A 26,192-nucleotide genomic window follows, 5' to 3' on the forward strand; every position below is an offset into this window, starting at 1 on the left:
AGAACCCCCATGCCTTTGACTCGAAAAGCCTACCGCGCCGCCATTTTGCACAGCATCGCCGACCCCGCTGAAGTGGGCATCGAAGCCTCGTACGAGTATTTCGAGGACGGCCTGCTGGTGGTCGATAACGGCCAGATCAGCGCAATCGGCCACGCCAACGAATTGCTGCCGACCCTGCCGGCCGACATCGAAATCACCCATTACCAGGATGCGTTGATCACCCCAGGCTTCATCGACACCCACATTCACTTGCCGCAAACCGGCATGGTCGGTGCCTACGGCGAGCAACTGCTGGACTGGCTCAACACTTACACCTTCCCATGCGAAAGCCAGTTCGCCGACAAGGCTCACGCCGACGAAGTCGCGGGCATTTTCATCAAGGAACTGCTGCGCAACGGCACCACGACGGCGCTGGTATTCGGCAGCGTGCACCCGCAATCGGTAAACTCGTTTTTCGAGGCCGCCGAGCAGTTGGACCTGCGGATGATCGCCGGCAAAGTGATGATGGACCGCAACGCCCCGGACTACCTGACCGACACCGCTGAATCCAGCTATGTCGAAAGCAAGGCGCTGATCGAACGCTGGCACGGCAAGGGTCGCCTGCACTACGCGGTCACCCCGCGCTTCGCCCCGACCAGCACCCCGGAACAGCTGACCCTTGCAGGCCAGTTGCTCAGCGAATACCCGGACCTGTACATGCAGACCCACATCAGCGAAAACCTCAAGGAAGTCGAGTGGGTCAAGGAGCTGTTTCCGGAGCGCAAGGGCTACCTGGACGTCTACGACCACTACAAACTGCTCGGCGAGCGCTCGGTATTCGCCCACGGCGTGCACCTGTGCGACGACGAGTGCGCGCGGCTGGCGGAAACCGGCTCGGCAATCGCCTTCTGCCCGACCTCGAACTTCTTCCTCGGCAGCGGCCTGTTCAACCTGCCGATGGCCGAGAAGCACAAATTGAATGTTGGTTTGGGCACAGACGTCGGTGGCGGCACCAGTTTCTCGCTGCTGCAAACCCTGAACGAAGCCTACAAGGTCATGCAGATGCAAGGTGCGCGACTGAGCCCGTTCAAGTCGCTGTACCTGGCGACCCTCGGCGGCGCCCGCGCGTTGCGCCTGGAAGACAAGATTGGCACCCTGCAACCGGGCACCGACGCCGACTTCCTGGTATTGGACTACAACGCCACACCGCTGCTGAGCTATCGCTTGAAGCAGGCCAATAACATTGCTGAGACGTTGTTTGTATTGATGACGCTGGGGGATGACCGGACGGTGTTGCAGACGTATGCGGCGGGGAATCAGGTGCATCAGCGCTAGGTTTTTCCGGGCATAAAAAAATCCCCCACAATCGACGGTTGCGGGGGATTTTTTGATTTGATCGTTCCCACGCTCGCGTGGGAACGATCAGCGTCAGGAAGTCAGAGTTTCGCGACCGGCCGCCCTGGCTTCTTGGTCTGCAACAAATGCGAGAACACCGCATGCAAATCATCCGACGCGCTTTCTTCGTCGAGGTTGAGTTTGCTGTCGATGTGATCCATGTGATGCATCATCAGGTCCACCGCCAGCTCAGCGTTGCGCGCTTCGATGGCGTCGATCAGCTGGGTGTGCTCATCGTAGGAACAGTGGGAGCGATTGCCGCTTTCGTACTGGGCAATGATCAACGAAGTCTGGGACACCAGGCTGCGCTGGAAGCTGATCAGCGGCGCGTTTTTCGCCGCTTCGGCCAACTTCAAGTGGAACTCGCCCGACAGACGGATGCCGGCACCGCGATCGCCACGGGAGAAGCTGTCGCGCTCGTCATTGACCATCTGGCGCAACTCGGCAATCTGTTCGGCAGTGGCGTGCTGCACAGCCAACTCAGTGATCGCTCGTTCCACCAGACGACGGGCCAAGAACACTTGGCGAGCCTCTTCGACACTCGGGCTGGCGACGACGGCGCCACGGTTCGGACGCAGCAGCACGACGCCTTCATGGGCCAGGCGCGACAGCGCGCGGCGAATGATGGTGCGACTGACCCCGAAAATTTCCCCCAGCGCTTCTTCGCTCAACTTGGTGCCGGGCGCCAGACGTTGTTCGAGGATGGCCTCGAAGATATGCGCGTAGACAATATCGTCCTGGGTACCGCTACGGCCGGCTTTGCCTGCTCGCGGTTGTTTCTTTAGGGGTTGCAACTGTTCGTTCATGGGCACTCGAGTCGGAAGAACTGCGGCGAATTGACCGTGACTGTAATACGGCACAGTGGGTCGCTGGCAAGTATCGCGTAAAAAACACTGCGATTGTACACAATGGACGGTGGCAACACGACTGTACGGCTGTTTGCGGCCTCGGCTGTATTGCAATGGTTGGTTATTTTTGAGTTTAGGCTTGCACCCAGGTTTTACCTTTCAAAAGTATAAGGAACACCGCGGTCATGAACGACGCTACGCACACGCAGCTCCGCCCTTTGGCCGATACGTCGCCTTCGGCAATCGTCGCCGGTTTCATCGCGATGATGACCGGTTACACCAGCTCGCTGGTCCTGATGTTCCAGGCCGGGCAAGCGGCAGGTCTGACCAGCGGGCAGATTTCGTCGTGGATCTGGGCGATCTCCATTGGCATGGCGGTGTGCTCGATTGGCCTGTCTTTGCGCTATCGCACCCCCATCACGATCGCCTGGTCGACCCCCGGCGCGGCGTTGCTGATCACCAGTCTGGGCGGCGTGAGTTACGGCGAAGCCATCGGTGCCTATATCACGTGCGCGGTGCTGGTGACGATTTGCGGCCTGACCGGCAGCTTCGAACGGCTGGTTAAAAAGATTCCAGCGTCGTTGGCCGCAGCCTTGCTGGCGGGAATTCTGTTCAAGATCGGAAGCGAAATCTTCGTCGCCGCCCAGCATCGCACTGCTTTGGTATTGGGGATGTTCTTCACTTACCTGGTGGTCAAGCGCCTGTCGCCGCGTTATGCCGTGCTGGCCGCGCTGTTGATCGGCACGGCGCTATCAGGGTTCATGGGGCTGCTGGACTTCAGCGGTTTCCATCTGGAAGTGGCGACGCCGGCCTGGACCACGCCGCACTTCTCCCTGGCCGCGACCATCAGCATCGGCATCCCGCTGTTTGTCGTGGCAATGACGTCGCAGAACATGCCGGGCATCGCCGTGCTGCGCGCTGACGGTTACACCGTGCCGGCCTCGCCGCTGATCACCACCACCGGCATCGCCTCATTACTGCTGGCGCCGTTTGGTTCCCACGGGATCAACCTCGCGGCCATCAGTGCGGCGATTTGCACCGGGCCGCATGCCCATGAGGATCGTAACAAGCGCTACACGGCGGCCGTCTGGTGCGGTATTTTCTACGGGATCGCCGGGGTGTTCGGCGCAACGCTGGCGGCGTTGTTCGCCGCGCTGCCGAAAGAGTTGGTGCTGTCGATTGCAGCACTGGCCTTGTTCGGCTCGATCATCAATGGCTTGAGCATTGCCATGAGCGAAGTGAAGGAACGTGAAGCGGCGCTGATTACCTTTATGGTCACGGCGTCGGGGCTGACGCTGTTTTCCATCGGTTCGGCGTTCTGGGGGATTGTGGCGGGGGTGTTGACGCTGGTGATCTTGAACTGGCGCAAGGCTTGAAAAGCAAAAGATCGCCTTTAATCTTCACAAAAAAAACGGCGACCCAAGGGTCGCCGTTTTTTAGAACATCAAGTTACCGGATTGATCGGCTTTTCCGGGTACCAGACGTCGATCAGCGGGCTGACGGTTGCTTCAGTCAGTTCGCTGCGGCCTTTGAGCCAGGCTTCAACTGCGGCACGCTGCTCTTCGGAAACCGAGCCACGTTTCTGCAGGCAAACCAGACCGAAGTCGTCGCCGCCAACATAGCCCAGACCGTTGGCTTCCATGGCTTCTTTCAGGAACGCGTCGAGGAAAGCATCAATGGCTTCATCAGCCAAATCTTCTTTGAAATCCAGGTTCAGTTCGAAACCCAGCTCTTGAAATTCATCGACGCACAGTTTTTTGCGCAGACGCTGGGAACGGTTAGTCGCCATTGGAACAATCCTCATAAGTAATAACGGGCGGCACTTTAGCAGTTTAAGGCGCCGATTGCCCGTCTCTCTGGGTTGCAGGCCCTACCGTCGGTAAAAAAATAGCGGATTAGAGGACCAGGGTACGGCACAAGCCGCTACACCTTGGGGCATAATGCCGACACTTTCATGACCGCTGAGGGAATTTATCTTCATGCCCTCGTCTTTTTCCCCCTCGGCTGTAGGGTTTTATTTCACATGATCAAATCTTTGCGTCCATTGTTGCTGGCCGGTTTTCTGCTTCCCCTGGCCTTCTCCGTTTCCGCTGCCCCCATCAACACCGGGCTGACGCCCAACGTTGAAAAGGCCATCAAGGCCAGCAAAATGCCGAACAACGCCTTGTCGCTGGTGATGATCCCGCTCAACGGCCCTGGCACCCCGACCATTTACAACGCTGACGTATCGGTCAACCCGGCCTCGACCATGAAACTGGTCACCACTTACGCGGCCCTGGAAATGCTCGGCCCGAACCACCAGTGGAAAACCGAGTTCTACACCGATGGCACCCTCAGTGGCGGCATCCTCAACGGTAACCTCTACCTCAAGGGTGGCGGCGATCCGAAGCTGAACATGGAAAAACTCTGGCTGCTGATGCGCGACCTGCGCGCCAATGGCGTGACGCAAATCACCGGCGACCTGGTGCTGGACCGCAACTTCTTCGTACAACCGCAGCTGCCCGTGTTCAACGACGACGGCAATGACGACAACAAACCGTTCCTGGTCAAACCCGATTCGCTGATGGTCAACCTCAAGGCCCTGCGTTTTGTGGCGCGTAACGACAACGGCAGGGTTCTGATCTCGGTAGAACCGCCGATTGCCACGGTTCGCATCGAAAATCTGGTAAAAGCGGTCAACTCCAAGCAATGCACCGGTGGCGTACGTTACAACCCGGTGACCCAGGCCGATGGCAGCGTGACCGTGACGGTCGGCGGCCAGTTGGGCGAGGGCTGCAGCTCCCAGACTTATCTGTCGCTGCTCGACCACGCGACCTACACCGCGGGCGCCGTGCGGGCGATCTGGAAGGAGCTGGGCGGCAGCATTCAGGGCGTGGACCGTCTGGCGCCAACGCCCAAAAACGCCAAGGTCCTGGCTCGGGCCTTCTCGCCGGACCTGGCGGAAATCATCCGCGACATCAACAAATACAGTAACAACACCATGGCTCAGCAACTGTTCCTGAGTTTGGGCGCGCAGTTCCGCACCGAGGCCGACGGCGATGATGCCAAGGCTGCGCAGCGTGTCGTGCGTCAGTGGCTGGCGAAGAAAGGCATCACCGCGCCGCACCTGGTGATGGAGAACGGTTCCGGTCTGTCCCGTGCCGAGCGCGTGAGTGCGCGTGAATTGGCGGGCATGCTGCAAGCGGCCTGGAAAAGCCCTTACTCGGCCGAGTTCATCAGCTCGATGCCGATTGCCGGCACTGACGGCACCATGCGCAAACGCCTGAAGACCACGGCGATGCGCGGTGAAGCGCACATCAAGACCGGCACCCTGAATACCGTTCGGGCCATTGCCGGCTTCAGCCGCGACATCAACGGCAATACCTGGGCGGTGGTGGCGATCCTCAACGACAAGGCACCGTTTGGTGCCTCTTCGGTGCTGGATCAGGTGCTGCTGGACCTGTATCGCCAGCCGAAACTACCGGAAACGGCTTCGGTGCTCTAACCTTTAAAATCAAAAGATCGCAGCCTTCGGCAGCTCCTACAGGTGTACACATGACCCCGTAGGAGCTGCCGAAGGCTGCGATCTTTTCAATTCACCGCAGAATCGCCTAGTTCATCTCCCCTTCTACCCGATCCCGTCCTGCCTGTTTCGCCGCATACACCCCTGAATCCGCCCGCAGTAGCAGCGCATCCGCGCCCTCGCCGACTCGCCAACTGGCAATCCCGAAACTTGCGGTCACTGTCCCGACGCCTTCGATCGGCGAGCTGCGCAACCCTTGCCATAACTGCACGGCCAGGACATGCGCATGGCCGCCGTCGATGTCCGGGCAAAGCACCATGAACTCCTCGCCACCCAGGCGACAGAACACGTCGGTGCGGCGCAGCCGATGGCCGATGCGTTCGCACACGATCTGCAACACCCGATCGCCGACAGCGTGGCCATGCTGGTCATTGATACGTTTGAAGTGGTCGATATCGAGCATGATCACTGACAGTTCGCCGCCACCGCGCTCGACCCGCGCCATTTCGGTGATCAGGCGTTCCTGGAAATAGCGGCGGTTGTGGATCCCGGTCAGCGAGTCAGTGATCGACAGCGCGCGCAATTCTTCTTGCACCCGCTTGAGGTCGGAGATGTCCGAAATGTAGCCATGCCAGAGCACGCCACCACCGGGCAGTTCCTCCGGCGTCGCCTCGCCACGAAGCCAGCGCAGGCCGCGCAGGGGCAACTGCACGCGGTACTCCTCGCGCCAAGGGCTGAGGGTGTCCGCCGACGCCCGGATCGAGGCGCGGACTCGGGTGGTGTCCTGCGGATGAATTCGCGTGAAAATTGCTTCGGCGTTGAGCAACAGCACATCCGGTTCAAGTTCGTAGATCTCGCGAATGCCGTCGCTGGCATAGATCACGCTGAAGCGCCCATCGAACTCCATCTTGAACTGGTAGATCCCGCCGGGCACATGAGCGCTGAGTTTCTTCAGCAACAAGTCCCGTGCCGCCAGAGCCTCGTGGACGCGCTTGCGCTCGGTGATGTCGATACAGATCGCCAAGTGCCCGACCCACAGGCCTTGCTCGTCGAGTACCGGGGTCGCGAGCATGTTCACCGTCAAATGGCTGCCGTCGCTACGTAGCAGCGTCCATTCCCGCGCTTCGTGACCGCCCTCCTCGCCGCCCTCGACCAACATCGCCTGGCAGGTCGGAATCGGCTTGCCATAGCGCGCACTCAACTCCGCTGAGCGGGCGAGGAGCTCCCGGGGCAGGTGCAGGTTTTCCAGGGTCATGTGGCCCACCACCTCAGCGTTGGTGTAGCCGAGCATTTGCTCTGCACCGGCATTAAAGGTGCTAATGACCCCGCGCAAGTCAGTGGCGATGATCGCCACCTGGGTCGCGGCATTCAGCACGCCGCGCAACTGGCCATGGGTGCCGCGCAACTCCTGCTCGCGGGCGCGCAGTTCCTGGGTCCGTTGCTCGACCATTTTCAGCGCCCGTTGACGCTGACTGACCAGCACATAGAGCAAGGCACTGAGCAACAGACTGAGCAAACCACCCAGCACCACCAGGCTGGTCACCGAAGAGTGGTTGGCTTTAAGGAAGGCATCGCTGGGCTTGATGTCGACTTGATAGTCATGGTCGGCAAGCCGCAGCAGCCGGGTCGCGGCCAATTCACTGGGGGCCGGTGCGTTGGGAGACTCATAAAGCACTTCGTGCTGATCGTCTGTGGACAAGTCGAGGATGCGCACCGAAAGGTAGTCACGGCCCGCCTCCGGCAGCCCGTCCGCGAGCAACTGGCGCATGCTGATCACGGCCATGACATAACCGAACGGTTTAAACCCCGTCGTTGCCGGTTTATTGCGCCGCAGCACCGGCGCGACCAGCAGCACGCCGCGCGCATAGGCCGGCTCGATATTGACCAGATGCATCGGCTGCGAAACCGCCATGCCGCCGTGCTGATCGGCCCGTTCAAGGGTTGAACGGCGCAAGGGTTGAGCCAACAAGTCGTAGCCCAGCGGCGAGCCAAGCTTGCTTTGGGTCTGGCTGTAAAGCACCGCCACGTACTCATCTCGTTCGGCCGCCAGTTGCAGTTGGCCGTCGGCATTGAGTTCACGCAGGGTGAAGTCGAGTAAACCCTCTGCACGCACCTGGCGTTCAAATTCCGCTCGATCGGCACCGGTCACCCGCTTGGCGAAGGTATAGGCCTGAGTCCGGTGCAGCAGTGGTTGGGTGTAACCGTCGAACTCCTCGCGGGAGACCGAATCGGAATTGGCAAAGAATCGGCGCAGGCCATCGAGACGCTGCTCCTGATCTTCGAAACGTTCTTCGATACGGCTGTAACGTTCACTGGCCAGCAGTTGGAAACGTTGCCGCAATTGATGGTGAAACAGATTCAGCGTCGACCACGCCAGCAATCCCGTGAGAATTGCGCCGACGACTAATACCAGCAGCGCGACCAACCAGGCCGAGACATCTTCACTGATAAAACCCAGGATCTTCGGGCGCACGGCGTGCAACGACATAGACGCAACTCAAAACGCCAGGTGCGGGAAAGCCCATTGGCCATGCGTTGAGTTATAGCTATTAGCCATCAATTTGACCAGCCCCGAAAAGAAGCCAAGAGCCTTTAAAAATCAAGGCTCTGTGGATCCAATGCGGGAAAGTGTCAACGGGCCGTGATTTTCCAAGCACGGTGGATCTTGCCATTACGGGCGAAATCCGGATCGATGGTCTGGGCGGTGATTTCCTCGACTGAGTAACGCTCGGTGAGGTTTTCCTCGAGCTGGAATTTGCGGAAGTTATTGGAGAAGTACAACACGCCGCCCGGTGCCAATCGCGCCATGGCCAGATCGATCAATTGCACCTGGTCGCGCTGCACATCGAAGATCCCTTCCATGCGCTTGGAGTTGGAAAACGTCGGCGGGTCGATGAAGATCAGGTCGTACTCGTCACGGCAGGCGTCGAGCCAGGCCATCACATCGCCCTGCTCCAGACGGTTCTTGTCAGAGAAACCGTTCAGCGACAGGTTACGACGCGCCCAGTCCAGATAGGTTTTCGACAAATCGACGCTGGTGGTACTGCGTGCGCCGCCCTTGGCTGCGTGAACACTGGCGGTCGCGGTGTAGCTATACAGGTTGAGGAAGCGCTTACCTTCGGCCTCTTTCTGGATGCGCATGCGCATCGGCCGGTGGTCGAGGAACAGCCCGGTGTCGAGGTAATCCGTGAGGTTCACCAGCAGCTTCACGCCGCCTTCGTTGACCTCGACAAACTTGCCCTGTGCCGCTTGGCGTTCGTACTGCTTGGTGCCGCTCTGACGCTCGCGACGCTTGACCACCACGCGGCTCTTGTCGATGTTCAGGGCCTGCGGAATGGCGGCCAGGGCATCGAACATACGCGCCGAGGCTTTTTCCGGATCGATGGATTTCGGCGCGGCGTACTCCTGGACATGCACCCAATCCTGATACAGGTCGATGGCCATGGAGTATTCCGGCATGTCGGCATCGTAGACCCGGTAGCAGTCGATGCCTTCACGCTTGACCCACTTGCCGAGGGCCTTGAGGTTCTTTTGCAGGCGGTTGGCGAACATCTGCCCGCCTTCACTCAAGCGCGGCTGCTCAATCACTACCGGTGCCGGTTTGATCGGGTTGCCGTTCTTGTTGTATTTCTCGTACTTGCCAGGTGCTACGTCGTTGTCTGCGACGTCGACTTCGGCCTGTTCACGCTCGACCTGACGCTGTTCCGGGGTGCGACGTTCGCCGGTGACGAACTGGTCCGGCGTGACTTTGATCAGCAGCAATTTGCACGGCAAGGCGCCGTTCCAGAACGAATACTGTTTATGGCTGCGGATGCCCATGCGCTTGCCTAGGTCCGGGGCGCCGGTGAATACCGCCGCTTCCCAGTTCAAGCAGGCCTGACGCAGACGTTCGCCGAGGTTCTGGTAGAGATAGAGCAAGCTCGCTTCGTCACCCAGACGCTCGCCGTACGGCGGGTTGCAGATCACCAGACCTTTCTGGTTCTGGTCCGGACGCGGCTCGAACGTCCCTACTTCGCCCTGGTAGATCTTGATCCACTCGCTCAGGCCGGCACGTTCGACGTTGTTGCGGCCCGGTTGAATCAGGCGCGGATCGGCTTCGTAACCGCGAATCCACAGCGGTGGCCTGGCCAGGCCGGCAGCGGCACGGTCGGAGGCTTCTTCGTGAAGCTTTTTCCACAGCGCCGGGACGTGACCGAGCCAGGCGGTGAAGCCCCACTGCTCGCGGCGCAGGTTCGGCGCCATGTCGGCGGCGATCATCGCCGCTTCCACCAGGAACGTACCGACACCGCACATCGGGTCAGCCAGCGCGCCGCCATCGGCCGCAATGCGAGGCCAACCGGAACGGATCAGGATCGCGGCCGCGAGGTTTTCCTTCAGCGGCGCCGCGCCCTGCTGCAAGCGATAGCCACGCTGATGCAGGCTGTGGCCGGAGAGGTCGAGGGACAGAATCGCTTCGCCGCGATCCAGGCGCAGGTGAATGCGCAGGTCCGGATTGAGCTTGTCGATGGATGGACGGTCGCCCTGCGGGGTGCGCAATTTGTCGACGATGGCGTCCTTGACCTTCAAGGCGCCGAAGTGGGTGTTGTCGATGCCCGAGCCGTGACCGCTGAACTCGACGGCCAGGGTGCCGTCGTTGAGCATGTGGTCTTGCCACTCGATATCCAGCACGCCGTGATAGAGGTCTTCAGCGTCTTTCATCGGGAAACGCTTGAGCACCAGCAGCACCCGGTTCGCCAGACGCGACCACAGGCACAGGCGGTAAGCGATTTCCATGGTTGCCATGCCGCGCACGGCAGAGGTGTGCTCACGCGCTTCTTCAAGGCCAAGCCCGACGGCTTCCTCGATGAGCAGGCCTTCAAGGCCTTTTGGGCAAGTGAGGAAGATTTCGAATTGATCGGACATTGGAATTTCAGAGCCTTTGGCTAAGTGAACCGACAACGCATTGCCGGCCCGGTTTTCAATCAGGCGCTTTTCTAAAAGAGCGCCCGCGTGGCACGAAGGTGTGCCGTTCCACCCTTGCTGCTCGGGTTAAAAGAGCTTAGATGCAAAGGCAGATAAAAAAGGTGATGCAACAAAATGTCATAAGTCGACCCTTCGTCGAATAGTCCCCCCGCACAACAGGAGGCATTCTCACTTAGGGGTTCAATTCATCATGCAGCGCAGGGCCGATCATACCGGGGTTTTGCCAATAAACACGGGACAACATCGTGTTACTTATGGCCATACCACCTTAATAGTTACGTCCTTATGACAAAACGATCATTCCCTCGATGTGACGCATTGGTTAGAACTCCACACAGGTTGACACCGCAATGACGTCAACACCTTGGCTCGTGACGCCGGCAGCGAGCCCCAACGGCAGGAGTTTTTCTGCCAGACCTCGATTGAGGTCGACGCGATAAATACAGTCAACAAGTGAGGGCAACACCCTATGAGAAGACTTAAGCGTGATCCGTTGGAAAAAGCATTTTTGCGCGGATATCAATATGGCGTTGGTGGCAAATCCCGCGAGCTTTGCCCATTTACTCTACCGTCGGTACGCCAAGCCTGGATTAACGGCTGGCGAGAAGGACGCGGCGACAATTGGGACGGTATGACCGGCACTGCGGGAATCCATAGACTCAACGAACTTCACGCCGTCGGCTAACACAGGGCACACACTCCGACACGACAATCTGATTACGTAACGACTTACCACGCACGCCCCATCCGGGCGGCGGGCTCCGGCCCAGGGGCTCCTTCGAGGAGCCCTTTTTTATGCCTGTCGTTTAACGCATAGCCGTGATCGCATCCACCGATTCACGAATCAACGCCGGGCCTTTATAGATGAAACCGGAATAGAGCTGCACCAGGCTCGCCCCCGCAGCGATTTTTTCAGCCGCGTGCTTGCCTTCGGTGATGCCGCCCACGGCGATGATCGGCAAGCGACCGGCCAACTCTGCCGCCAGCACTTTCACCGTGTGGGTGCTCTTGTCGCGAACCGGTGCGCCGGACAGACCGCCCGCCTCGTCGCCGTGCTCCATGCCTTCAACGCCGACGCGGCTCAGGGTGGTGTTGGTGGCGATCACCGCATCCATCCCGGTTTCGATCAGCGCTTGCGCGACCTGAGCGGTTTCTTCGTCGGTCATGTCCGGCGCAATCTTGATCGCCAGTGGGACATGTTTGCCGTGGCGCAGCGCCAGTTCTGCACGGCGCGTAGCCAAGTCAGCCAACAATTGCTTCAGCGAATCGCCGAACTGCAGGCTACGCAGGCCCGGGGTATTCGGCGAGCTGACGTTGACCGTCACGTAGCTGGCGTGGGCGTAGACCTTGTCCAGACAGATCAGGTAGTCGTCGACCGCCCGCTCAACCGGGGTATCGAAGTTTTTGCCGATATTGATCCCCAGCACGCCCTTGTACTTGGCCGCCGCCACTCGGGCCAGCAGGTGATCGACGCCGAGGTTGTTGAACCCCATGCGGTTGATGATCGCCTCGGCTTCCGGCAGACGGAAAATCCGTGGTTTAGGGTTGCCCGGTTGCGGACGTGGCGTAATGGTGCCGATTTCGACAAAACCAAAACCCAGTTGGGCAAACCCGTCGATGGCCGCGCCGTTCTTGTCCAGACCGGCCGCCAGACCTACCGGGTTCGGGAAGTCCAGGCCCATGACGGTCACCGGCATTTTCGCCGGTGCCTTGCACAGCAAGCCGTTGAGGCCCAAACGCCCGCCCGCGCCGATCAGGTCCAGGGACAGATCGTGGGAGGTTTCCGGGGAAAGTTTGAACAACAGCTGACGGGCCAGGGTGTACATGGGCGGCTTTGACTCTGGGCTACGAAAAGTGGCGGCGATTATAGCCGGGCATCGAGGTTGCAGGCGAGGCGCGCGACAAAATCAGTGAGCGATGGCATATGCCTTGCACCGTCACTGACATCAGCACTCATGCCAACGGCGGGATGAGTCGAAAGACAAAGGTGTCGTCACTTGGCCTTGCTCTGGCAAGCAGCCCGGTACGGCGCTTTTTTATGGAAGGTGTTTACTGATGATTGAAGTTCCAGCCACCCCTCTGGCCTGGGTCAACGGCAGCGATGCCCCGGAAAAGACCGAAATCAACCTCGGCTTCATGGCCCTCAGCGACTGCGCCTCCGTGGTGGTCGCCGCCACGCAGGGCTTCGCGCAACCTTATGGCCTGACCCTGAACCTCAAGCGCCAGCCGTCCTGGGCCAACCTGCGGGACAAACTGGTCAGTGGCGAACTTGACGCCGCCCACAGCCTGTACGGTTTGATCTACGCCGTGCATTTGGGCATCGGCGGTGTCGCGTCGACCGACATGGCGGTGCTCATGGGCCTGAATCAGAATGGCCAGAGCATCAATCTCTCCCATGGCTTACAGGCCTTGGGCGTGACCAGTCCTGAAGCACTCGACCGGCACGTGCACCAAAGTCGCCCAAAACTCACTTTCGCCCAGACATTTCCTACGGGCACTCACGCCATGTGGCTGTATTACTGGCTCGCGAGTCAGGGCATCCATCCGCTGCAGGACGTCAACAGCGTGGTGGTGCCGCCGCCGCAAATGGTCGCGCACCTGCAAGCCGGACGCATCGATGGTTTCTGCGTCGGTGAGCCATGGTCCGCCAGCGCGGTGCAGCAGAACCTGGGGTTCACCCTGGCCACCACCCAGACCATCTGGCCCGATCATCCGGAAAAAGTCCTCGGTTGCACCCGCGCTTTTGTCGAGCAATACCCCAACACCGCCCGGGCGCTGGTGATGGCGATCCTCGAAGCCAGCCGCTTCATCGAACAAAGCACGGAAAATCGCTGCAGCACCGCAAAGCTGTTGAGTGCGCCCGAATACCTCGACGCGCCACTCGACTGCATCGCGCCGAGGCTGCTCGGTGACTACGCCGATGGCCTCGGTAATCGTTGGCAGGATCCGCATTCCCTGCGGTTCCATGCGGACGGCGAGGTCAACCTGCCTTACTTGTCCGACGGCATGTGGTTCATGACCCAGTTCCGCCGCTGGGGTTTGTTGCGCGATGACCCGGACTATCTGGGCGTGGCCCGCCAGGTCCAGCAACTAGACTTGTATCGAGAGGCCGCCACGACGGTGGGTGTAGCCGCCCCGGGTCAGGAAATGCGCAGCAGCCAGTTGATCGACGGCAAGGTCTGGGACGGCTCGGACCCCGCCGGCTATGCCCGCAGCTTCAAGCTGCACGCCATGAGCGACAGCTCGCCCCTTCTCGCCAGCCGCTGACAGGAGATTGCGAATATGTTGCGTATCCTGCTGATCAACGACACCGCGAAGAAAGTCGGTCGCCTGAAGGCGGCGCTGACCGAAGCCGGGTTCGAGGTAATCGACGAGTCGGGCCTGACCATCGACCTGCCTGCGCGCGTCGAAACGGTGCGTCCGGATGTGATTTTGATCGATACCGAGTCACCGAGCCGCGATGTGATGGAGCAAGTGGTGCTCGTGAGCCGCGACCAACCGCGGCCGATTGTGATGTTTACCGATGAACATGACCCCGATGTGATGCGTCAGGCGATCAAGTCCGGGGTCAGTGCCTACATCGTCGAAGGCATCCACGCACAGCGCTTGCAGCCGATTCTCGATGTGGCCATGGCACGCTTTGAAAGCGACCAGGCCCTGCGCGCCCAACTTAACGCCCGCGACCAGCAACTGGCCGAGCGCAAGCGCATCGAGCTGGCCAAAGGGCTGTTGATGAAAATGAAGGACTGCAACGAGGAAGAGGCCTACACCCTGATGCGCCGCCAGGCGATGAGCCGGCAGCAGAAGCTGATTCAGGTGGCGGAACAGATCATCGCCATGAGCGAGTTGCTCGGGTAAACGATCCTGAACCTGGCACAGATCTCGCTAGGTAATCACCACAGGTAACCAACGGCGGTTGCCCCACCTACGACAAAGACGTCGCTCACCTCATTTGCCCTTTGGCGAATCCGGTGGCGGCGTTTTTTTGTTTTGGCCCCAGAGACCGGGGCCGGTGGTGCGGCCGATGCGGCGCCCCACCTGCAAGCTCATGACTCCTTCTCGAGACTATTAACAGCTGAGGTGCGCGATGAATTCAAGCTTCTGGAAATCTGGCCATACCCCGACATTGTTCGCGGCCTTCCTCTATTTCGACCTGAGCTTCATGGTCTGGTACGTGCTCGGCCCACTGGCGGTGCAAATCGCCGCCGACTTGCACCTGACCACCCAACAGCGCGGGCTGGTGGTGGCCACGCCGATTCTGGCCGGGGCCGTGCTGCGCTTTGTGATGGGCTTGCTGGCTGATCGCCTGTCGCCAAAAACTGCCGGACTGATTGGCCAGGTGATCGTCATCTGCGCCCTGTTCGTCGCCTGGAAACACGGTATCCACAGCTACGAGCAGGCGCTGGTGCTGGGCCTGTTCCTCGGCATGGCCGGCGCGTCCTTCGCCGTCGCCCTGCCGCTGGCGTCGCAATGGTATCCGCCACAACACCAAGGCAAAGCCATGGGCATCGCCGGTGCCGGCAACTCGGGCACGGTGTTCGCCGCCCTGCTCGCCCCGGTCCTGGCCGCCGCATTTGGGTGGAGTAACGTGTTCGGCTTCGCCCTGATCCCGCTGATTCTGACCATCATCATCTTTGCCTGGCTGGCCAAAAACGCGCCTGAGCGGCCAAAAGCCAAGTCCATGTCCGACTACTTCAAGGCCTTGGGCGACCGCGACAGCTGGTGGTTCATGTTTTTCTACAGCGTGACCTTCGGCGGCTTCATAGGTCTGGCGAGCGCTCTGCCCGGCTATTTCAACGACCAATATGGCCTCAGCCCGGTGACCGCCGGCTATTACACCGCCGCTTGCGTGTTCGGTGGCAGTTTGATGCGTCCGTTGGGAGGTGCTCTGGCCGACCGTTTCGGTGGCATTCGCACCCTCTTGGGGATGTACACGGTGGCGGCGGTCTGCATCGCGGCGGTGGGTTTTAATCTGCCGAGTTCCTACGCTGCACTGGCACTTTTCGTCTGCACAATGCTCGGTTTGGGTGCAGGTAACGGCGCTGTTTTCCAGTTGGTGCCACAGCGTTTTCGCCGGGAGATCGGAGTGATGACCGGTTTGATCGGCATGGCCGGCGGGATCGGTGGGTTTGCACTGGCAGCGGGCATGGGCGCGATCAAGCAAAGCACCGGCAGTTATCAACTGGCCTTGTGGTTGTTCGCCAGCCTCGGCGTACTCGCCTGGTTCGGCCTGCACGGTGTGAAACGTCGCTGGAGAACCACGTGGGGTTCGGCCGCAGTGACAGCTGCACGGGTCTGAAGCCTCAATGAGCCTGCAACTGAGTTTTGCCGAAGCCAGCGCCATCGGCCCTCGCGAGGAGAATCAGGACGCCCTGCGCCTGGTGACCCCGGCCCCGGCGCTGGCAGCGAGCAAGGGTTATTTGTTCGCCATCGCCGATGGCGTCAGCCAGTGCGCCGACGGTGGCCTCGCCGCCCGCTCGACGTTGCAGGCCCTGGCGCTGGATTACTACGCCACACCGGAAACCTGGGGCGTCGCTCAAGCGCTGGATCGCCTGCTACTGGCGCAAAATCGCTGGCTACAGGCCAATGGCGGTGGGCAACCGCTGCTGACCACTGTCAGTGCTTTGGTCATGCGCGGTAGGCGTTTTACCCTGGCCCATGTCGGCGATTGCCGGGTTTATCGCTGGCACGCCGATCAGTTGCAGCGGGTCAGCGAGGATCACGTCTGGGACCAACCGGGCATGCAGCATGTGCTCAAGCGCGCGCTGGGGCTCGATCAGCATTTGGTGCTGGATTTTCTCGATGGCGAACTGCGCCTTAATGAGAGCTTCGTGCTGCTCAGCGACGGCGTCTGGGCCGTGCTGGGAGACACGGCCATTGCCGCGATTCTGCGCGATCAACCGGATCTGAACAGCGCTGCGCAGACCTTGGTCAACGCTGCGCATCTGGCCGGCAGCCAGGATAACGCCAGCGCCTTGCTGGTGCGGGTCGATGCCCTCGGTGAAACGAGTATCGGCGATGCGTTGATTCATTTGCAGCAATGGCCGCTGCCGCCAACACTGAAACCGGGTCAAACATTCGAGGGCTGGCAAGTCGAAGGCATACTCGCTCAGAGCCAGCAGTCGTTGCTCTATCGGGTACGCGACGGGCAACAACAACCCTGGCTGTTGAAAACCTTGCCCGGTGCGCTGCGCGACGATCACTTGGCCGGGCAAGCGTTGCTGTCGGAAGAATGGTTTCTCAAGCGCGTGGCCGGCCGGCATTTCCCTGAAGTCCATGCCGCCAGTCAGCGTCAGCATTTGTACTACGTGATGCGGGAATATTCCGGATCTACGTTGGCAGCGTTGCACGCAGATGTCGGACCGCTGCCTCTGCCGCAATGGCAGGATCTGGCCGAACGCCTGTTGCGAGCCGTTGGCATGCTGCATCGACGGCAAATTCTCCATCGCGATATCAAACCGGAGAACCTGCTGCGGGGGGACGACGGCGAATTACGCCTACTGGACTTCGGCCTCGCCTACTGCCCCGGCCTGTCCGAAGATCAGCCTTCTGTCCTGCCCGGAACGCCCAGCTATATCGCGCCGGAAGCCTTTCGCGGGGAAGCGCCGACACCGCAACAGGACCTGTATGCCGTCGGCGTGACCTTGTACTTCCTGCTCACCGGGCATTATCCCTACGGCGAAATCGAAGCCTTCCAACGCCCCCGGTTTGGGGTTCCTGTCAGCGCCAATCGCTATCGACCCGACCTGCCGGAATGGATCGCGCAAAGTCTGGAGCGCGCCGTGACGGTGGATCCGGGTCAACGATTTGAAACGGCGGAAGAATGGTTGTTGCTGCTGGAACAGGGTGAGCGACACAGTTTGAGCGTGCGACCGAGACCGTTGCTTGAGCGCGAGCCATTGAAGGTCTGGCGGACTTTGGCGCTGGCGTCATTGCTGGTGAATCTGGTGCTGCTGGTTGTGGCGCTCCATTAACGGGCAAGGCGCTTTGATTCGGTGCAATAAATCACACCCCTCGCTTTGACAATGCGACCAAACTCAACAAATCCGGGACTCTGAGGAACTTGGCACAACCACTGCATTACCTCTCTCATCAACTATAAAGCCCAGCCTTCAACGACGAAGGATGCGCTTCCCGAGAGAACGGGACCAGGACAAAGGCGTCCTCGCTAGGCAACTAGCGGGACGCCTTTTTTTGTTTGCGCAAAATGTGTCGAGCAAGACCTGAAAGCCCTGATGAGGCGGGTCTGAGCTCCCCGGAGAACCTGATGAAAAAATTAAAACTGGTGATGATCGGCAACGGCATGGCCGGGGTTCGTACCCTGGAAGAGCTGCTCAAGCTGAGCAATGAGCTGTACGACATCACGGTCTTCGGCGCCGAACCCCATACCAACTACAACCGCATCCTGCTGTCGCCCGTGCTGGCCGGTGAACAGACCTTTGAAGACATCGTGCTGAACGATATGGACTGGTACCTGGACAACAACATCAAGCTGATGTTGAACCGCAAAGTGGTGGAGATCGATCGGGTCAAACGCCGGGTCATCGCTGAAGACGGCAGCGAGGCCGAATACGATCGCCTGCTGATCGCCACCGGCTCGACCCCGTTCATCCTGCCGATCCCCGGCAACACCTTGCACGGCGTGATCGGCTACCGCGACATCGCCGATACCCAGGCGATGATCGACACCGCGAAAACCCACAAGCACGCCGTTGTGATCGGTGGCGGCCTGCTCGGCCTGGAAGCCGCCAACGGCCTGATGCTGCGCGGCATGCACGTCACCGTGGTGCACATCGGCGAATGGTTGCTGGAACGGCAACTGGACAAAACCAGCGGCCAGTTACTGCAAACCGCCCTGGAAGCCCGCGGCCTGCACTTTCGTCTTTTCGAGCAAACCCAAGCCCTGCACGATGCCGGCAATGGCCGGGTCGGTTCGGTTGAGTTCAAGAATGGCGACATCATCCCCGCCGACCTGGTGGTGATGGCCGCCGGCATTCGCCCCAACACCGAACTCGCGGAAAAATCCGGCATCCCTTGCAACCGCGGGATTCTGGTCAACGACACCCTGCAAACCTACGACCCACGCATCTATGCCATCGGCGAATGCGCCAGCCACCGCGGCATCGCCTACGGCCTGGTGGCGCCGCTGTTCGAACAGGCCAAGGTCTGCGCCAACCACCTCGCCCAACTGGGCTTCGCCACCTACAAGGGCTCGGTGACGTCGACCAAATTAAAAGTCACCGGCATCGACCTGTTCTCCGCCGGCGACTTCATGGGCGGCGAAGGCACCGAAACCATCACCCTCTCCGACCCCATCGGCGGGATCTACAAAAAACTGGTGATCAAGGATGACGTGCTGGTCGGGGCCTGTCTGTACGGCGATACGGCAGACGGTGGCTGGTATTTCCGGCAGATCCGTGAGAATCACGACATCGCGCAGATCCGCGATCACCTGATGTTCGGCGGCTCTTCATCCATGGAGCTGGCCCTGGGCGACGTAGGGCATCAAGGCCAGGACAACGCCATGAGCATGGCCGACACCGCCGAAGTCTGCGGCTGCAACGGCGTGTGCAAAGGCACCATCGTCAAGGCGATTCAGGAGCACGGATTGTTCAGCGTCGACGACGTCAAGAAACACACTAAGGCGGTTAGCTCCTGCGGTTCCTGCGCAGGGCTGGTAGAACATATCCTGATCAACACCGTGGGCGGCGCGGCGGACGTCAAACCGAAAAGCGAAAAAGCCATCTGCGGTTGCAGCGACCTGAACCACGGGCAAATCCGCCAGGCCATCCGCGAGCAGCACTTGCTGACCATCGCTGGCACACTGAGCTACCTGAACTGGCGCACCCCGAACGGCTGCGCCACGTGCCGCCCGGCGCTCAACTATTACCTGATCGGCGAAGCACAGGCCCCGGACATCGGTTGCGCTCACCACCATTGCGCACGGGTCGAGAATGGCCGGGTGCTGCTGGCTCTGCGGGAAGCAAGCTGATGAATCGCCAGATCACCGCTTCTACCTGCTGCTACTGCGGGGTCGGCTGCGGCGTGCTGATCGAGCATGACGGCGAGCGCATTCTCGGCGTCAGCGGCGATCCGGCCCACCCGGCCAACTTCGGCAAACTGTGCAGCAAAGGATCGACCCTGCACCTGACCGGCGATCTCGCGGCCCGGGCGCTATACCCCGAACTGCGCCTCGGCAAAGGCTTGGCCCGCAGCCGCACCGATTGGGACACTGCCCTCGATCACGCCGCCAGCGTTTTTGCCGAGACCATCGCCGAACACGGCCCGGACAGCGTGGCGTTCTACATCTCCGGGCAATTGCTGACCGAGGATTACTACGCGTTCAACAAACTGGCACGAGCGCTGGTGGGCACCAACAACATCGACAGCAATTCGCGCCTGTGCATGTCTTCAGCAGTGGTCGGTTACAAGCGCAGCCTGGGTGCCGACGCACCGCCGTGCAACTACGAAGACCTGGAGCTGAGCGACTGCGTGATGATCGTCGGCAGTAACATGGCCTACGCCCACCCGATACTTTTCCGTCGGCTGGAGGAAGCGAAATCCCGTCGGCCGCAGATGAAAGTCATCGTCATCGACCCGCGTCGTACCGACACCTGCGATTTGGCTGACCTGCACCTGGCCATTCTGCCGGGTACCGATGTCGCGTTGTTCCATGGGATTTTGCACCTGCTGTTGTGGGAAGACTGGGTCGACCGCGACTTCATCAAGGCCCACACCGAAGGCTTGGCCGAACTGAAAAACCTGGTGCGCGATTACACGGCGCAGATGGTTTCGCAGCTCTGTGGGATCAGCGTCGAGCAACTGCAGCAATGCGCCAAATGGGTCGGCACCTCGAAGCGTTTTCTATCGCTATGGTGCATGGGGCTGAACCAGTCCACCGCCGGCAGCGCAAAGAACAGTGCACTGATCAACCTGCACCTGGCCACCGGGCAAATCGGCCGCCCCGGTGCAGGGCCTTTCTCGCTGACCGGTCAGCCGAATGCCATGGGGGGTCGGGAAACCGGCAGTTTGTCGAACCTGCTGCCTGGCCATCGCGAAGCCGCCAATGCTGAACATCGCGCGGAAGTGGCCGCCTATTGGGGCGTTGAACAACTTCCCGAGAACACCGGATTAACCGCCATTGAACTGTTCGAGCAGGTGCGTAGCGGGAAAATCAAGGCGCTGTGGATCGCTTGCACCAACCCCGCGCAGTCAATGCCGGATCAAACCGCCGTGCGCGCGGCACTGCAAGCCTGCCCGTTCGTGGTGTTGCAGGAAGCTTTCCGCACCACCGAAACCGCAGCGTTCGCTGATCTACTGTTGCCGGCCGCCAGTTGGGGCGAAAAGGACGGCACGGTGACGAACTCCGAGCGGCGCATTTCCCACGTTCGTCGAGCCATCGTCGCACCGGGCGAAGCCCGCTCCGACTGGGCGATCACCGTAGATTTCGCACAACGCCTGGAACAACATCTGCGTCCGGGGCAAACCAGCCTGTTTACCTTTGAAACGCCAGCGCAAGTCTTCGATGAGTACAAACAACTGACCCGCGGGCGTGATCTGGACTTGTCCGGCATCAGTCACGAGCTGATCGACCGCCTCGGCCCTCAGCAATGGCCCTTCCCCACGGGCGCCAGTGAAGGCACGGCTCGGCTGTACCTGGACGGGATTTTTCCGACTGCCAGTGGACGTGCGCAATTCGTGGCCGACCCGTATCGCGCCGCCAAGGAACAACGCGACGCGCGCTTCCCGCTGACCCTGATCACCGGCCGCCTGCGGGATCAATGGCACGGCATGAGCCGCACTGGCACCGCCGCGCAGTTATTCGGACACGTCAGCGAAGCAGTGTTGAGTTTGCACCCGGATGAACTGCGTCGGCATCGGCTGCAATCGGGCGACCTGGTTAGCCTGAAAAGTCGCCGTGGCGCGGTGATTGTCGCCGTCGGCAGCGACGACAGCGTGCGCCCGGGCCAGGCCTTTCTGCCGATGCATTGGGGTGACCGCTTCCTCAAGGGTGGCGTAAATGCGCTCACCCAACCGGCTTTCGACCCGATGTCGAAACAACCCGAACTCAAGCACAGCGGCGTGCGCCTCGAACCTGTGCAACTGCCGTGGAACCTTTTCGCCCTGATAGAGGGCAATGTTCAACAGCATTTTGAGACGCTACGACCGTTCTGTGAGGCGTTTTCCTACGTTAGCCTCAGCTTGGCCGGCCGTGAACGCCCCGCACTGCTGATACGCGCTGCCAGCGCCAGCGCGCCAGATCCACAATTGCTGCGTGATATCGATCAATGCATGGGGCTCAACGACGGCACGGTTTTGGCTTACGACGACCCACGACGCTCCATCGGCAAACGCGTGCGGATTGAGAACGGTCGGATCACCGCGATTCGTCTGGCCGGCGAAACCCTCGCCCAACACTGGCTGCAAAGTCTGTGGCTCGAAGGTCGCGCCGATGAACAACTGCGGCGCTGGCTGCTGGCACCGCTGAGCGCACCACCGGGCAACGCCAATACACCGGCCGTCGGTAACAACATCCTGTGCAACTGCAAAAACGTCAGCCAGAGCGCGGTCTGCGCAGGCATTAGTCGCGGCCTGGATCTGCAGGGTTTGAAACAAGAATTGGGTTGCGGCACGCAATGCGGCTCCTGCGTCCCGGAAATCAAGCGTTTGCTGGCCGCCACTGCCCAGCCGATCGCCGTCATCTCGTGAGGAAAATACTATGAGCGCAAAAGTCTGGCTGGTGGGTGCAGGCCCTGGAGATCCGGAATTGTTGACCCTCAAGGCAGTGCGAGCGTTGAGAGAGGCGGATGTGGTGCTGATTGATGACCTGGTCAACGACGCAGTGCTGGAGCATTGCCCCCAGGCGCGGATCATTCCCGTGGGCAAGCGCGGCGGCTGTCGCTCTACGCCTCAGGCGTTCATTCATCGCCTGATGCTGCGTTATATCCGCCACGGTCAATGCGTGGTGCGGCTCAAGGGCGGTGATCCGTGCATTTTCGGCCGTGGCGGTGAAGAGGCACAGTGGCTGCGTGAACGCGGCGTCGAGGTTGAGCTGGTCAACGGCATCACAGCCGGGCTTGCCGGCGCAACGCAATGCGATATTCCCTTGACCCTGCGAGGCGTCGCGCGTGGCGTGACGCTGGTCACCGCCCACACTCAGGATGGCAGCAGCTTGAACTGGCAAGCCCTGGCGCAAGGTGGCACGACGCTGGTGGTGTATATGGGTGTCGCAAAACTGAGCGAGATCCGTGAGCGCCTGCTGGCCGGCGGAATGGCGGCGGATACACCGGTGGCGATGATTGAAAATGCTTCCCTGCCACACCAACGGGAATGTAGGAGCGATCTGACAGCGATGGAAGAAGATGCCTACGCCTTTGAGTTGAAGAGTCCGGCAATCCTGGTCATCGGCGCGGTCGCGGCCTGTACAGAAGTATCCCTGTCGGTAGCTGATTTCCCCGCGAATGCAGTCAATCAGTCAGTCTGACTCTCCCTGCTTCAACCCTGCCCTCACCAAATCGCAGACAAAGAAAAGCCCGGCCTAAGCCGGGCTTTTCAGAGCTGCGACTAATTACTTAGCGTTAGCTTCAACCTGCGCTTCTACGCGACGGTTTACAGCGCGACCAGCATCAGTTTTGTTGTCAGCAACTGGGCGGGATTCGCCGTAGCCAACAGACTGAACGCGGGTCGATTCAACACCGTACTGGTTGGTCAGAACTTGCTTAACGGCGTTTGCACGACGCTCGGACAGTTTCTGGTTGTAAGCGTCAGGACCGACGGAGTCAGTGTGACCTTCAACAGTAGTGCTGGTGGATGGGTACTGCTTCATGAAGTCAGCGAGGTTTTTGATGTCGCCGTAGCTGTTAGTCTTAACTACCGACTTGTCGAAGTCGAATTTCACGTCGAGCTCAACACGAACAACTTCAGCAACTGCTGGGCAGCCATCAGCGTCAACAGTTACGTTGGCTGGGGTGTCCGGGCACTTGTCAACGTTGTCGCACACGCCATCGTTGTCGCTGTCGGAGCAGACTTCGGCTGGTGCTGGAACTGGAGCAGCAGCAGGCTTGGAGCCGCCACCGAAGTTCACACCGATACCGACGCTTGGAGCCCACTCGGTGTCGCCCTGGTCGATGTTGTATTGAGCTTCAACGCCAGCACGGGCGTAGAAGTTGTCGGTGAAGTACAGCTTGGCACCGCCGCCAACGTTAGCGAAGGTGGAACGGTTACGACCGTTGGAGCCGTTCTGACCGATGCTCTGATCGGAGAAGCCAGCCGATACGTACGGACGCAGCATGTCGCCCGGGTTGTTGAAGTGGTACAGAGCGTCCAGAGCGGTGTTAGCGCCCTTGATGTTACGACCGTCGTCGGAACGCACGTTGTGCACTTCGTCGTAAGCCAGACGCAGTTCAACGTCGTCGGTCAGGAAGTAACCAACCGAACCACCGAACAGGTTGCCGTTGTTCTTGAAGTTACGAGCGCTGTCGAATTGTTCTTTCTTTGCGAAGCCTTCGATTTCAACTGCGCCTTGGCCTTGTGCCAGAGCGCCGAACGAAGTGGCGGCAATCAAAGAACCAATGGCCAAGCCCAAGGTGTTTTTCAGTTTCATCCGTTAAATCCCCATCTGGTGATTGTGAAGCAGTCCCGCAAACCGGGGGACAACTCGGCGGCAAGTCTATCAGAACTTGCCTACACGTAAGAGATATTTGCGCCGAACTAAGTTTCAGCAATGCCTGCAAATTTCTCACGCAATTTATCTAGAGCACGTTTGTATCGCATTTTTGTCGCACTCAAACCCATGTGCATGATATCTGCGATCTCCTGAAACTCCAGCTCTGCGACAAATCGTAGCACCAGAATTTCACGGTCAATCGGGTTCACATACACCAACCAGCGATCAAGTCCAGCCGTTTCCTCAGGTTTCGGCGCCTTTTCTTCAGACGCTTCCTCGAGGGGGTCCAGACTCAAAGCATCCATCAAGCGACGCTTTCGCCGTTCTTTCCGATACTGCGTGATGCATTCGTTGTACGTGATGCTATATAGCCACGTCTTGAACTTCGATTTACCTTCGAAGTTCTTCAGGCCATACAGCACCTTCAACATCACTTCCTGACAGACATCGTCTGCATCACGATCGTTCCCAAGATATCGCGCACAGACGTTAAATAATGTTCGCTGGTAACGCCGCATCAGTTCTTCATAGGCGCGCGTTACGTGAAACAGCTCGGTATGCGAGCGCGCGACCAACTCCTCATCAGAGAGCTCGCGGGGGTCGTAGCGCGTGGACAGCGATTGAGCTTTATTCAAAACAAGTCAGGCCGACAGTCAGGTCAATGTCCGCCGCGCCCTTTCAGGGCACTTTGCGGCGGCATACACTAGCAGGATTTGCCGGATTAGCGGCTACTCACATGCTGCTCCAGTAGGATCCGATTGGAGAGAGAGACTAGCTCACCCTCATCGGTCAGCAATGTGGTTTTAACCGTGCCGATCTCTTCGATCTGACCTTCGACCTCGCCAACACGCACTTGTTGCCCAACCTGATACAACTCACGCACATAGATTCCCGCAAGAATCTGACCGGCAATTTCCCGGCTTCCCAACCCCATGGCCAGCGCAACTGCCAGACCAACGGTAATCAATACGATCACAATCACATGGTTGAGCAGGTCAGTCTTGACCTCCAACTGGCTGATTGCGACCGAAATACTGATGATAATCACCAGGCCCTGGGCAATTCGCCCCAGACCCGCAGCGTAATCCAGCCCTACGCCCTCTGCCGCCCCACGCACCAGCCCATTGGCCAGTTGCGCGAGCAATACACCCACCAGCAGCACCAGCGCGGCGCCGAACACTTTCGGCAAATACAGCGCAAGCATGTCAAGCGTAGCCGAAACTCGCTCAAGTCCAAGGGATTCTGCGGCAGAAACCAGAAAAATCAGCAAAACGAACCAATAGACGATCTTGCCGATCAACGTCGAGATCGGCACTTGAAGGCCGGCCCGGGACAGCAATTTAGTCAGACCGGTGCCGCCCATCAGGCGATCAAGTCCCAGCTTGGCGAGCAACTTGGACAACAAAGTATCCAAAAGTTTCGCCACGACGAAACCCAACAGCAGCACAACCAGTGCGCCGAACAGGTTCGGGATGAAATTTGCAACCTTGGTCCATAACGCAGTCATTGCAGTGACGAGGCTCTGAGTCCAGAGATCAAGTTCCATATTCAATCAGCCTTATCAGCAGTGCGAACGGTAGGTTTACGGTGGCGGGATACCGGCGAAACGTGGGCCGAGCCGTTGTTGAGGGCAATCATCAGCGCGGGCAGCCAACGGCCCAGCAGACTGAACAGATCACCGGCGCCGACCTGACGGTTGGCGGTTTTCAGTACACGCCCCAGGCACGCATCGTCGTCCCGGGTGGACGGTGATGCCTTGAGCATGTCACGCAAAGACTGTTCAAACGGATCGTGCATACGCACCTCTCGTGATGTCTGTGAAAGACGCGATCAAATTTGG

General features: G+C 59.8%; 19 protein-coding genes and 2 pseudogenes. 12 read left to right on the forward strand and 9 right to left on the reverse strand.

The window, feature by feature from the left end; translation table 11 throughout:
• Positions 1 to 9: 9 nt before the first annotated feature.
• Positions 10 to 1,314 carry a guanine deaminase gene (gene guaD, locus ACYZTU_RS19665; RefSeq protein WP_449644315.1) on the forward strand — a complete coding sequence of 435 codons (1,305 nt, stop codon included), beginning with the start codon at positions 10 to 12 and terminating at the stop codon, positions 1,312 to 1,314.
• A 101-nt stretch (positions 1,315 to 1,415) separates the two neighbouring features.
• Here guaD and ACYZTU_RS19670 read toward each other — a convergent pair whose 3' ends face one another.
• Entirely contained in the window at positions 1,416 to 2,180 is a 765-nt protein-coding gene (locus ACYZTU_RS19670) for a GntR family transcriptional regulator (RefSeq protein ID WP_282380479.1), read from the reverse strand.
• 227 nt (positions 2,181 to 2,407) lie between these two features.
• On the opposite strand from ACYZTU_RS19670, the gene ACYZTU_RS19675 reads away from it, so the two are divergent.
• A complete protein-coding gene (locus ACYZTU_RS19675) occupies positions 2,408 to 3,598 on the forward strand; it encodes a benzoate/H(+) symporter BenE family transporter (protein ID WP_461964836.1) in 1,191 nt (396 codons plus the stop codon).
• 68 nt (positions 3,599 to 3,666) lie between these two features.
• On the opposite strand, the gene ACYZTU_RS19680 is transcribed toward ACYZTU_RS19675, so the two are convergent.
• The gene (locus tag ACYZTU_RS19680; protein WP_461964838.1) at positions 3,667 to 4,011 is read right to left on the reverse strand and encodes a YggL family protein; all 345 of its coding nucleotides are present in this window, start codon (positions 4,009 to 4,011) and stop codon (positions 3,667 to 3,669) included.
• Between the two features lie 234 nt (positions 4,012 to 4,245).
• On the opposite strand from ACYZTU_RS19680, the gene dacB reads away from it, so the two are divergent.
• Positions 4,246 to 5,706, forward strand: coding sequence for a D-alanyl-D-alanine carboxypeptidase/D-alanyl-D-alanine endopeptidase (dacB, locus tag ACYZTU_RS19685; RefSeq protein ID WP_461964840.1), 1,461 nt, complete (start codon positions 4,246 to 4,248; stop codon positions 5,704 to 5,706).
• Between the two features lie 106 nt (positions 5,707 to 5,812).
• Here the strand turns inward: dacB and ACYZTU_RS19690 are convergent, their stop codons facing one another.
• The gene (locus ACYZTU_RS19690) at positions 5,813 to 8,212 is read right to left on the reverse strand and encodes a sensor domain-containing diguanylate cyclase (protein ID WP_461964842.1); all 2,400 of its coding nucleotides are present in this window, start codon (positions 8,210 to 8,212) and stop codon (positions 5,813 to 5,815) included.
• Between the two features lie 143 nt (positions 8,213 to 8,355).
• Positions 8,356 to 10,626, reverse strand: a complete 2,271-nt coding sequence (rlmKL, locus tag ACYZTU_RS19695) for a bifunctional 23S rRNA (guanine(2069)-N(7))-methyltransferase RlmK/23S rRNA (guanine(2445)-N(2))-methyltransferase RlmL (RefSeq protein WP_461964843.1) — start codon at positions 10,624 to 10,626, stop codon at positions 8,356 to 8,358.
• A 529-nt stretch (positions 10,627 to 11,155) separates the two neighbouring features.
• Here rlmKL and rmf point away from each other — a divergent pair.
• Positions 11,156 to 11,371, forward strand: a complete 216-nt coding sequence (rmf, locus tag ACYZTU_RS19700) for a ribosome modulation factor (RefSeq protein ID WP_128607102.1) — start codon at positions 11,156 to 11,158, stop codon at positions 11,369 to 11,371.
• Positions 11,372 to 11,492: 121 nt separating this feature from the next.
• Here rmf and ACYZTU_RS19705 read toward each other — a convergent pair whose 3' ends face one another.
• A complete protein-coding gene (locus ACYZTU_RS19705; RefSeq protein ID WP_461964845.1) occupies positions 11,493 to 12,512 on the reverse strand; it encodes a quinone-dependent dihydroorotate dehydrogenase in 1,020 nt (339 codons plus the stop codon).
• 229 nt (positions 12,513 to 12,741) lie between these two features.
• Here ACYZTU_RS19705 and ACYZTU_RS19710 point away from each other — a divergent pair, with 229 nt between their 5' ends.
• The 8 genes and pseudogenes from ACYZTU_RS19710 (at position 12,742) to cobA (ending at position 23,170) form a co-directional block, all read left to right on the forward strand.
• Positions 12,742 to 13,953, forward strand: coding sequence for a CmpA/NrtA family ABC transporter substrate-binding protein (locus ACYZTU_RS19710; protein ID WP_461964847.1), 1,212 nt, complete (start codon positions 12,742 to 12,744; stop codon positions 13,951 to 13,953).
• Positions 13,954 to 13,968: 15 nt separating this feature from the next.
• A complete protein-coding gene (locus ACYZTU_RS19715; protein WP_008146285.1) occupies positions 13,969 to 14,544 on the forward strand; it encodes an ANTAR domain-containing response regulator in 576 nt (191 codons plus the stop codon).
• A 229-nt stretch (positions 14,545 to 14,773) separates the two neighbouring features.
• On the forward strand, positions 14,774 to 15,985 hold the full coding sequence (locus tag ACYZTU_RS19720; RefSeq protein WP_461964849.1) for a nitrate/nitrite transporter: 1,212 nt from the start codon (positions 14,774 to 14,776) through the stop codon (positions 15,983 to 15,985).
• 7 nt (positions 15,986 to 15,992) lie between these two features.
• The gene (locus tag ACYZTU_RS19725; RefSeq protein WP_461964851.1) at positions 15,993 to 17,660 is read left to right on the forward strand and encodes a protein kinase domain-containing protein; all 1,668 of its coding nucleotides are present in this window, start codon (positions 15,993 to 15,995) and stop codon (positions 17,658 to 17,660) included.
• Positions 17,661 to 17,953: 293 nt separating this feature from the next.
• Positions 17,954 to 19,594 (forward strand): annotated as a pseudogene (locus ACYZTU_RS19730) (FAD-dependent oxidoreductase); the annotation flags it as partial.
• Positions 19,583 to 19,678: pseudogene (locus tag ACYZTU_RS19735) on the forward strand (nitrite reductase small subunit NirD); the annotation flags it as partial. The pseudogenes ACYZTU_RS19730 and ACYZTU_RS19735, both read left to right, overlap by 12 nt.
• Positions 19,678 to 22,395, forward strand: coding sequence for a nitrate reductase (locus ACYZTU_RS19740; protein WP_461964853.1), 2,718 nt, complete (start codon positions 19,678 to 19,680; stop codon positions 22,393 to 22,395). The pseudogene ACYZTU_RS19735 and the gene ACYZTU_RS19740, both read left to right, overlap by 1 nt.
• Positions 22,396 to 22,405: 10 nt before the next feature.
• Positions 22,406 to 23,170 carry a uroporphyrinogen-III C-methyltransferase gene (gene cobA, locus ACYZTU_RS19745; protein WP_461964855.1) on the forward strand — a complete coding sequence of 255 codons (765 nt, stop codon included), beginning with the start codon at positions 22,406 to 22,408 and terminating at the stop codon, positions 23,168 to 23,170.
• Between the two features lie 84 nt (positions 23,171 to 23,254).
• On the opposite strand, the gene ACYZTU_RS19750 is transcribed toward cobA, so the two are convergent.
• From ACYZTU_RS19750 to ACYZTU_RS19765, 4 genes are all read right to left on the reverse strand, one after another.
• Entirely contained in the window at positions 23,255 to 24,289 is a 1,035-nt protein-coding gene (locus ACYZTU_RS19750; protein WP_461964857.1) for an OmpA family protein, read from the reverse strand.
• 107 nt (positions 24,290 to 24,396) lie between these two features.
• Positions 24,397 to 24,987 (reverse strand): RNA polymerase sigma factor SigX, encoded by a 591-nt coding sequence (sigX, locus tag ACYZTU_RS19755; protein ID WP_461964859.1) that lies wholly within the window; start codon positions 24,985 to 24,987, stop codon positions 24,397 to 24,399.
• Between the two features lie 86 nt (positions 24,988 to 25,073).
• Positions 25,074 to 25,898, reverse strand: coding sequence for a mechanosensitive ion channel family protein (locus tag ACYZTU_RS19760; RefSeq protein ID WP_008027407.1), 825 nt, complete (start codon positions 25,896 to 25,898; stop codon positions 25,074 to 25,076).
• Positions 25,899 to 25,900: 2 nt separating this feature from the next.
• A complete protein-coding gene (locus tag ACYZTU_RS19765) occupies positions 25,901 to 26,149 on the reverse strand; it encodes a hypothetical protein (RefSeq protein ID WP_045060997.1) in 249 nt (82 codons plus the stop codon).
• Between the last annotated feature and the right edge of the window lie 43 nt (positions 26,150 to 26,192).

The sequence above is a fragment of the Pseudomonas sp. HLT2-19-2 genome (genome assembly GCF_054898005.1).

Bases quoted from the DNA above. Each gene is read 5' to 3' on its own strand.
- cobA (WP_461964855.1), top strand. From the start codon at position 22,406: ATGAGCGCAAAAGTCTGGCTGGTGGGTGCAGGCCCTGGAGATCCGGAA.
- rmf (WP_128607102.1), top strand. From the start codon at position 11,156: ATGAGAAGACTTAAGCGTGATCCGTTGGAAAAAGCATTTTTGCGCGGA.
- ACYZTU_RS19705 (WP_461964845.1), bottom strand. From the start codon at position 12,512: ATGTACACCCTGGCCCGTCAGCTGTTGTTCAAACTTTCCCCGGAAACC.
- ACYZTU_RS19690 (WP_461964842.1), bottom strand. From the start codon at position 8,212: ATGTCGTTGCACGCCGTGCGCCCGAAGATCCTGGGTTTTATCAGTGAA.
- ACYZTU_RS19765 (WP_045060997.1), bottom strand. From the start codon at position 26,149: ATGCACGATCCGTTTGAACAGTCTTTGCGTGACATGCTCAAGGCATCA.
- ACYZTU_RS19710 (WP_461964847.1), top strand. From the start codon at position 12,742: ATGATTGAAGTTCCAGCCACCCCTCTGGCCTGGGTCAACGGCAGCGAT.
- ACYZTU_RS19720 (WP_461964849.1), top strand. From the start codon at position 14,774: ATGAATTCAAGCTTCTGGAAATCTGGCCATACCCCGACATTGTTCGCG.
- ACYZTU_RS19725 (WP_461964851.1), top strand. From the start codon at position 15,993: ATGAGCCTGCAACTGAGTTTTGCCGAAGCCAGCGCCATCGGCCCTCGC.
- ACYZTU_RS19680 (WP_461964838.1), bottom strand. From the start codon at position 4,011: ATGGCGACTAACCGTTCCCAGCGTCTGCGCAAAAAACTGTGCGTCGAT.
- ACYZTU_RS19670 (WP_282380479.1), bottom strand. From the start codon at position 2,180: ATGAACGAACAGTTGCAACCCCTAAAGAAACAACCGCGAGCAGGCAAA.
- ACYZTU_RS19760 (WP_008027407.1), bottom strand. From the start codon at position 25,898: ATGGAACTTGATCTCTGGACTCAGAGCCTCGTCACTGCAATGACTGCG.
- guaD (WP_449644315.1), top strand. From the start codon at position 10: ATGCCTTTGACTCGAAAAGCCTACCGCGCCGCCATTTTGCACAGCATC.
- rlmKL (WP_461964843.1), bottom strand. From the start codon at position 10,626: ATGTCCGATCAATTCGAAATCTTCCTCACTTGCCCAAAAGGCCTTGAA.
- ACYZTU_RS19715 (WP_008146285.1), top strand. From the start codon at position 13,969: ATGTTGCGTATCCTGCTGATCAACGACACCGCGAAGAAAGTCGGTCGC.
- ACYZTU_RS19675 (WP_461964836.1), top strand. From the start codon at position 2,408: ATGAACGACGCTACGCACACGCAGCTCCGCCCTTTGGCCGATACGTCG.
- ACYZTU_RS19750 (WP_461964857.1), bottom strand. From the start codon at position 24,289: ATGAAACTGAAAAACACCTTGGGCTTGGCCATTGGTTCTTTGATTGCC.
- dacB (WP_461964840.1), top strand. From the start codon at position 4,246: ATGATCAAATCTTTGCGTCCATTGTTGCTGGCCGGTTTTCTGCTTCCC.
- ACYZTU_RS19740 (WP_461964853.1), top strand. From the start codon at position 19,678: ATGAATCGCCAGATCACCGCTTCTACCTGCTGCTACTGCGGGGTCGGC.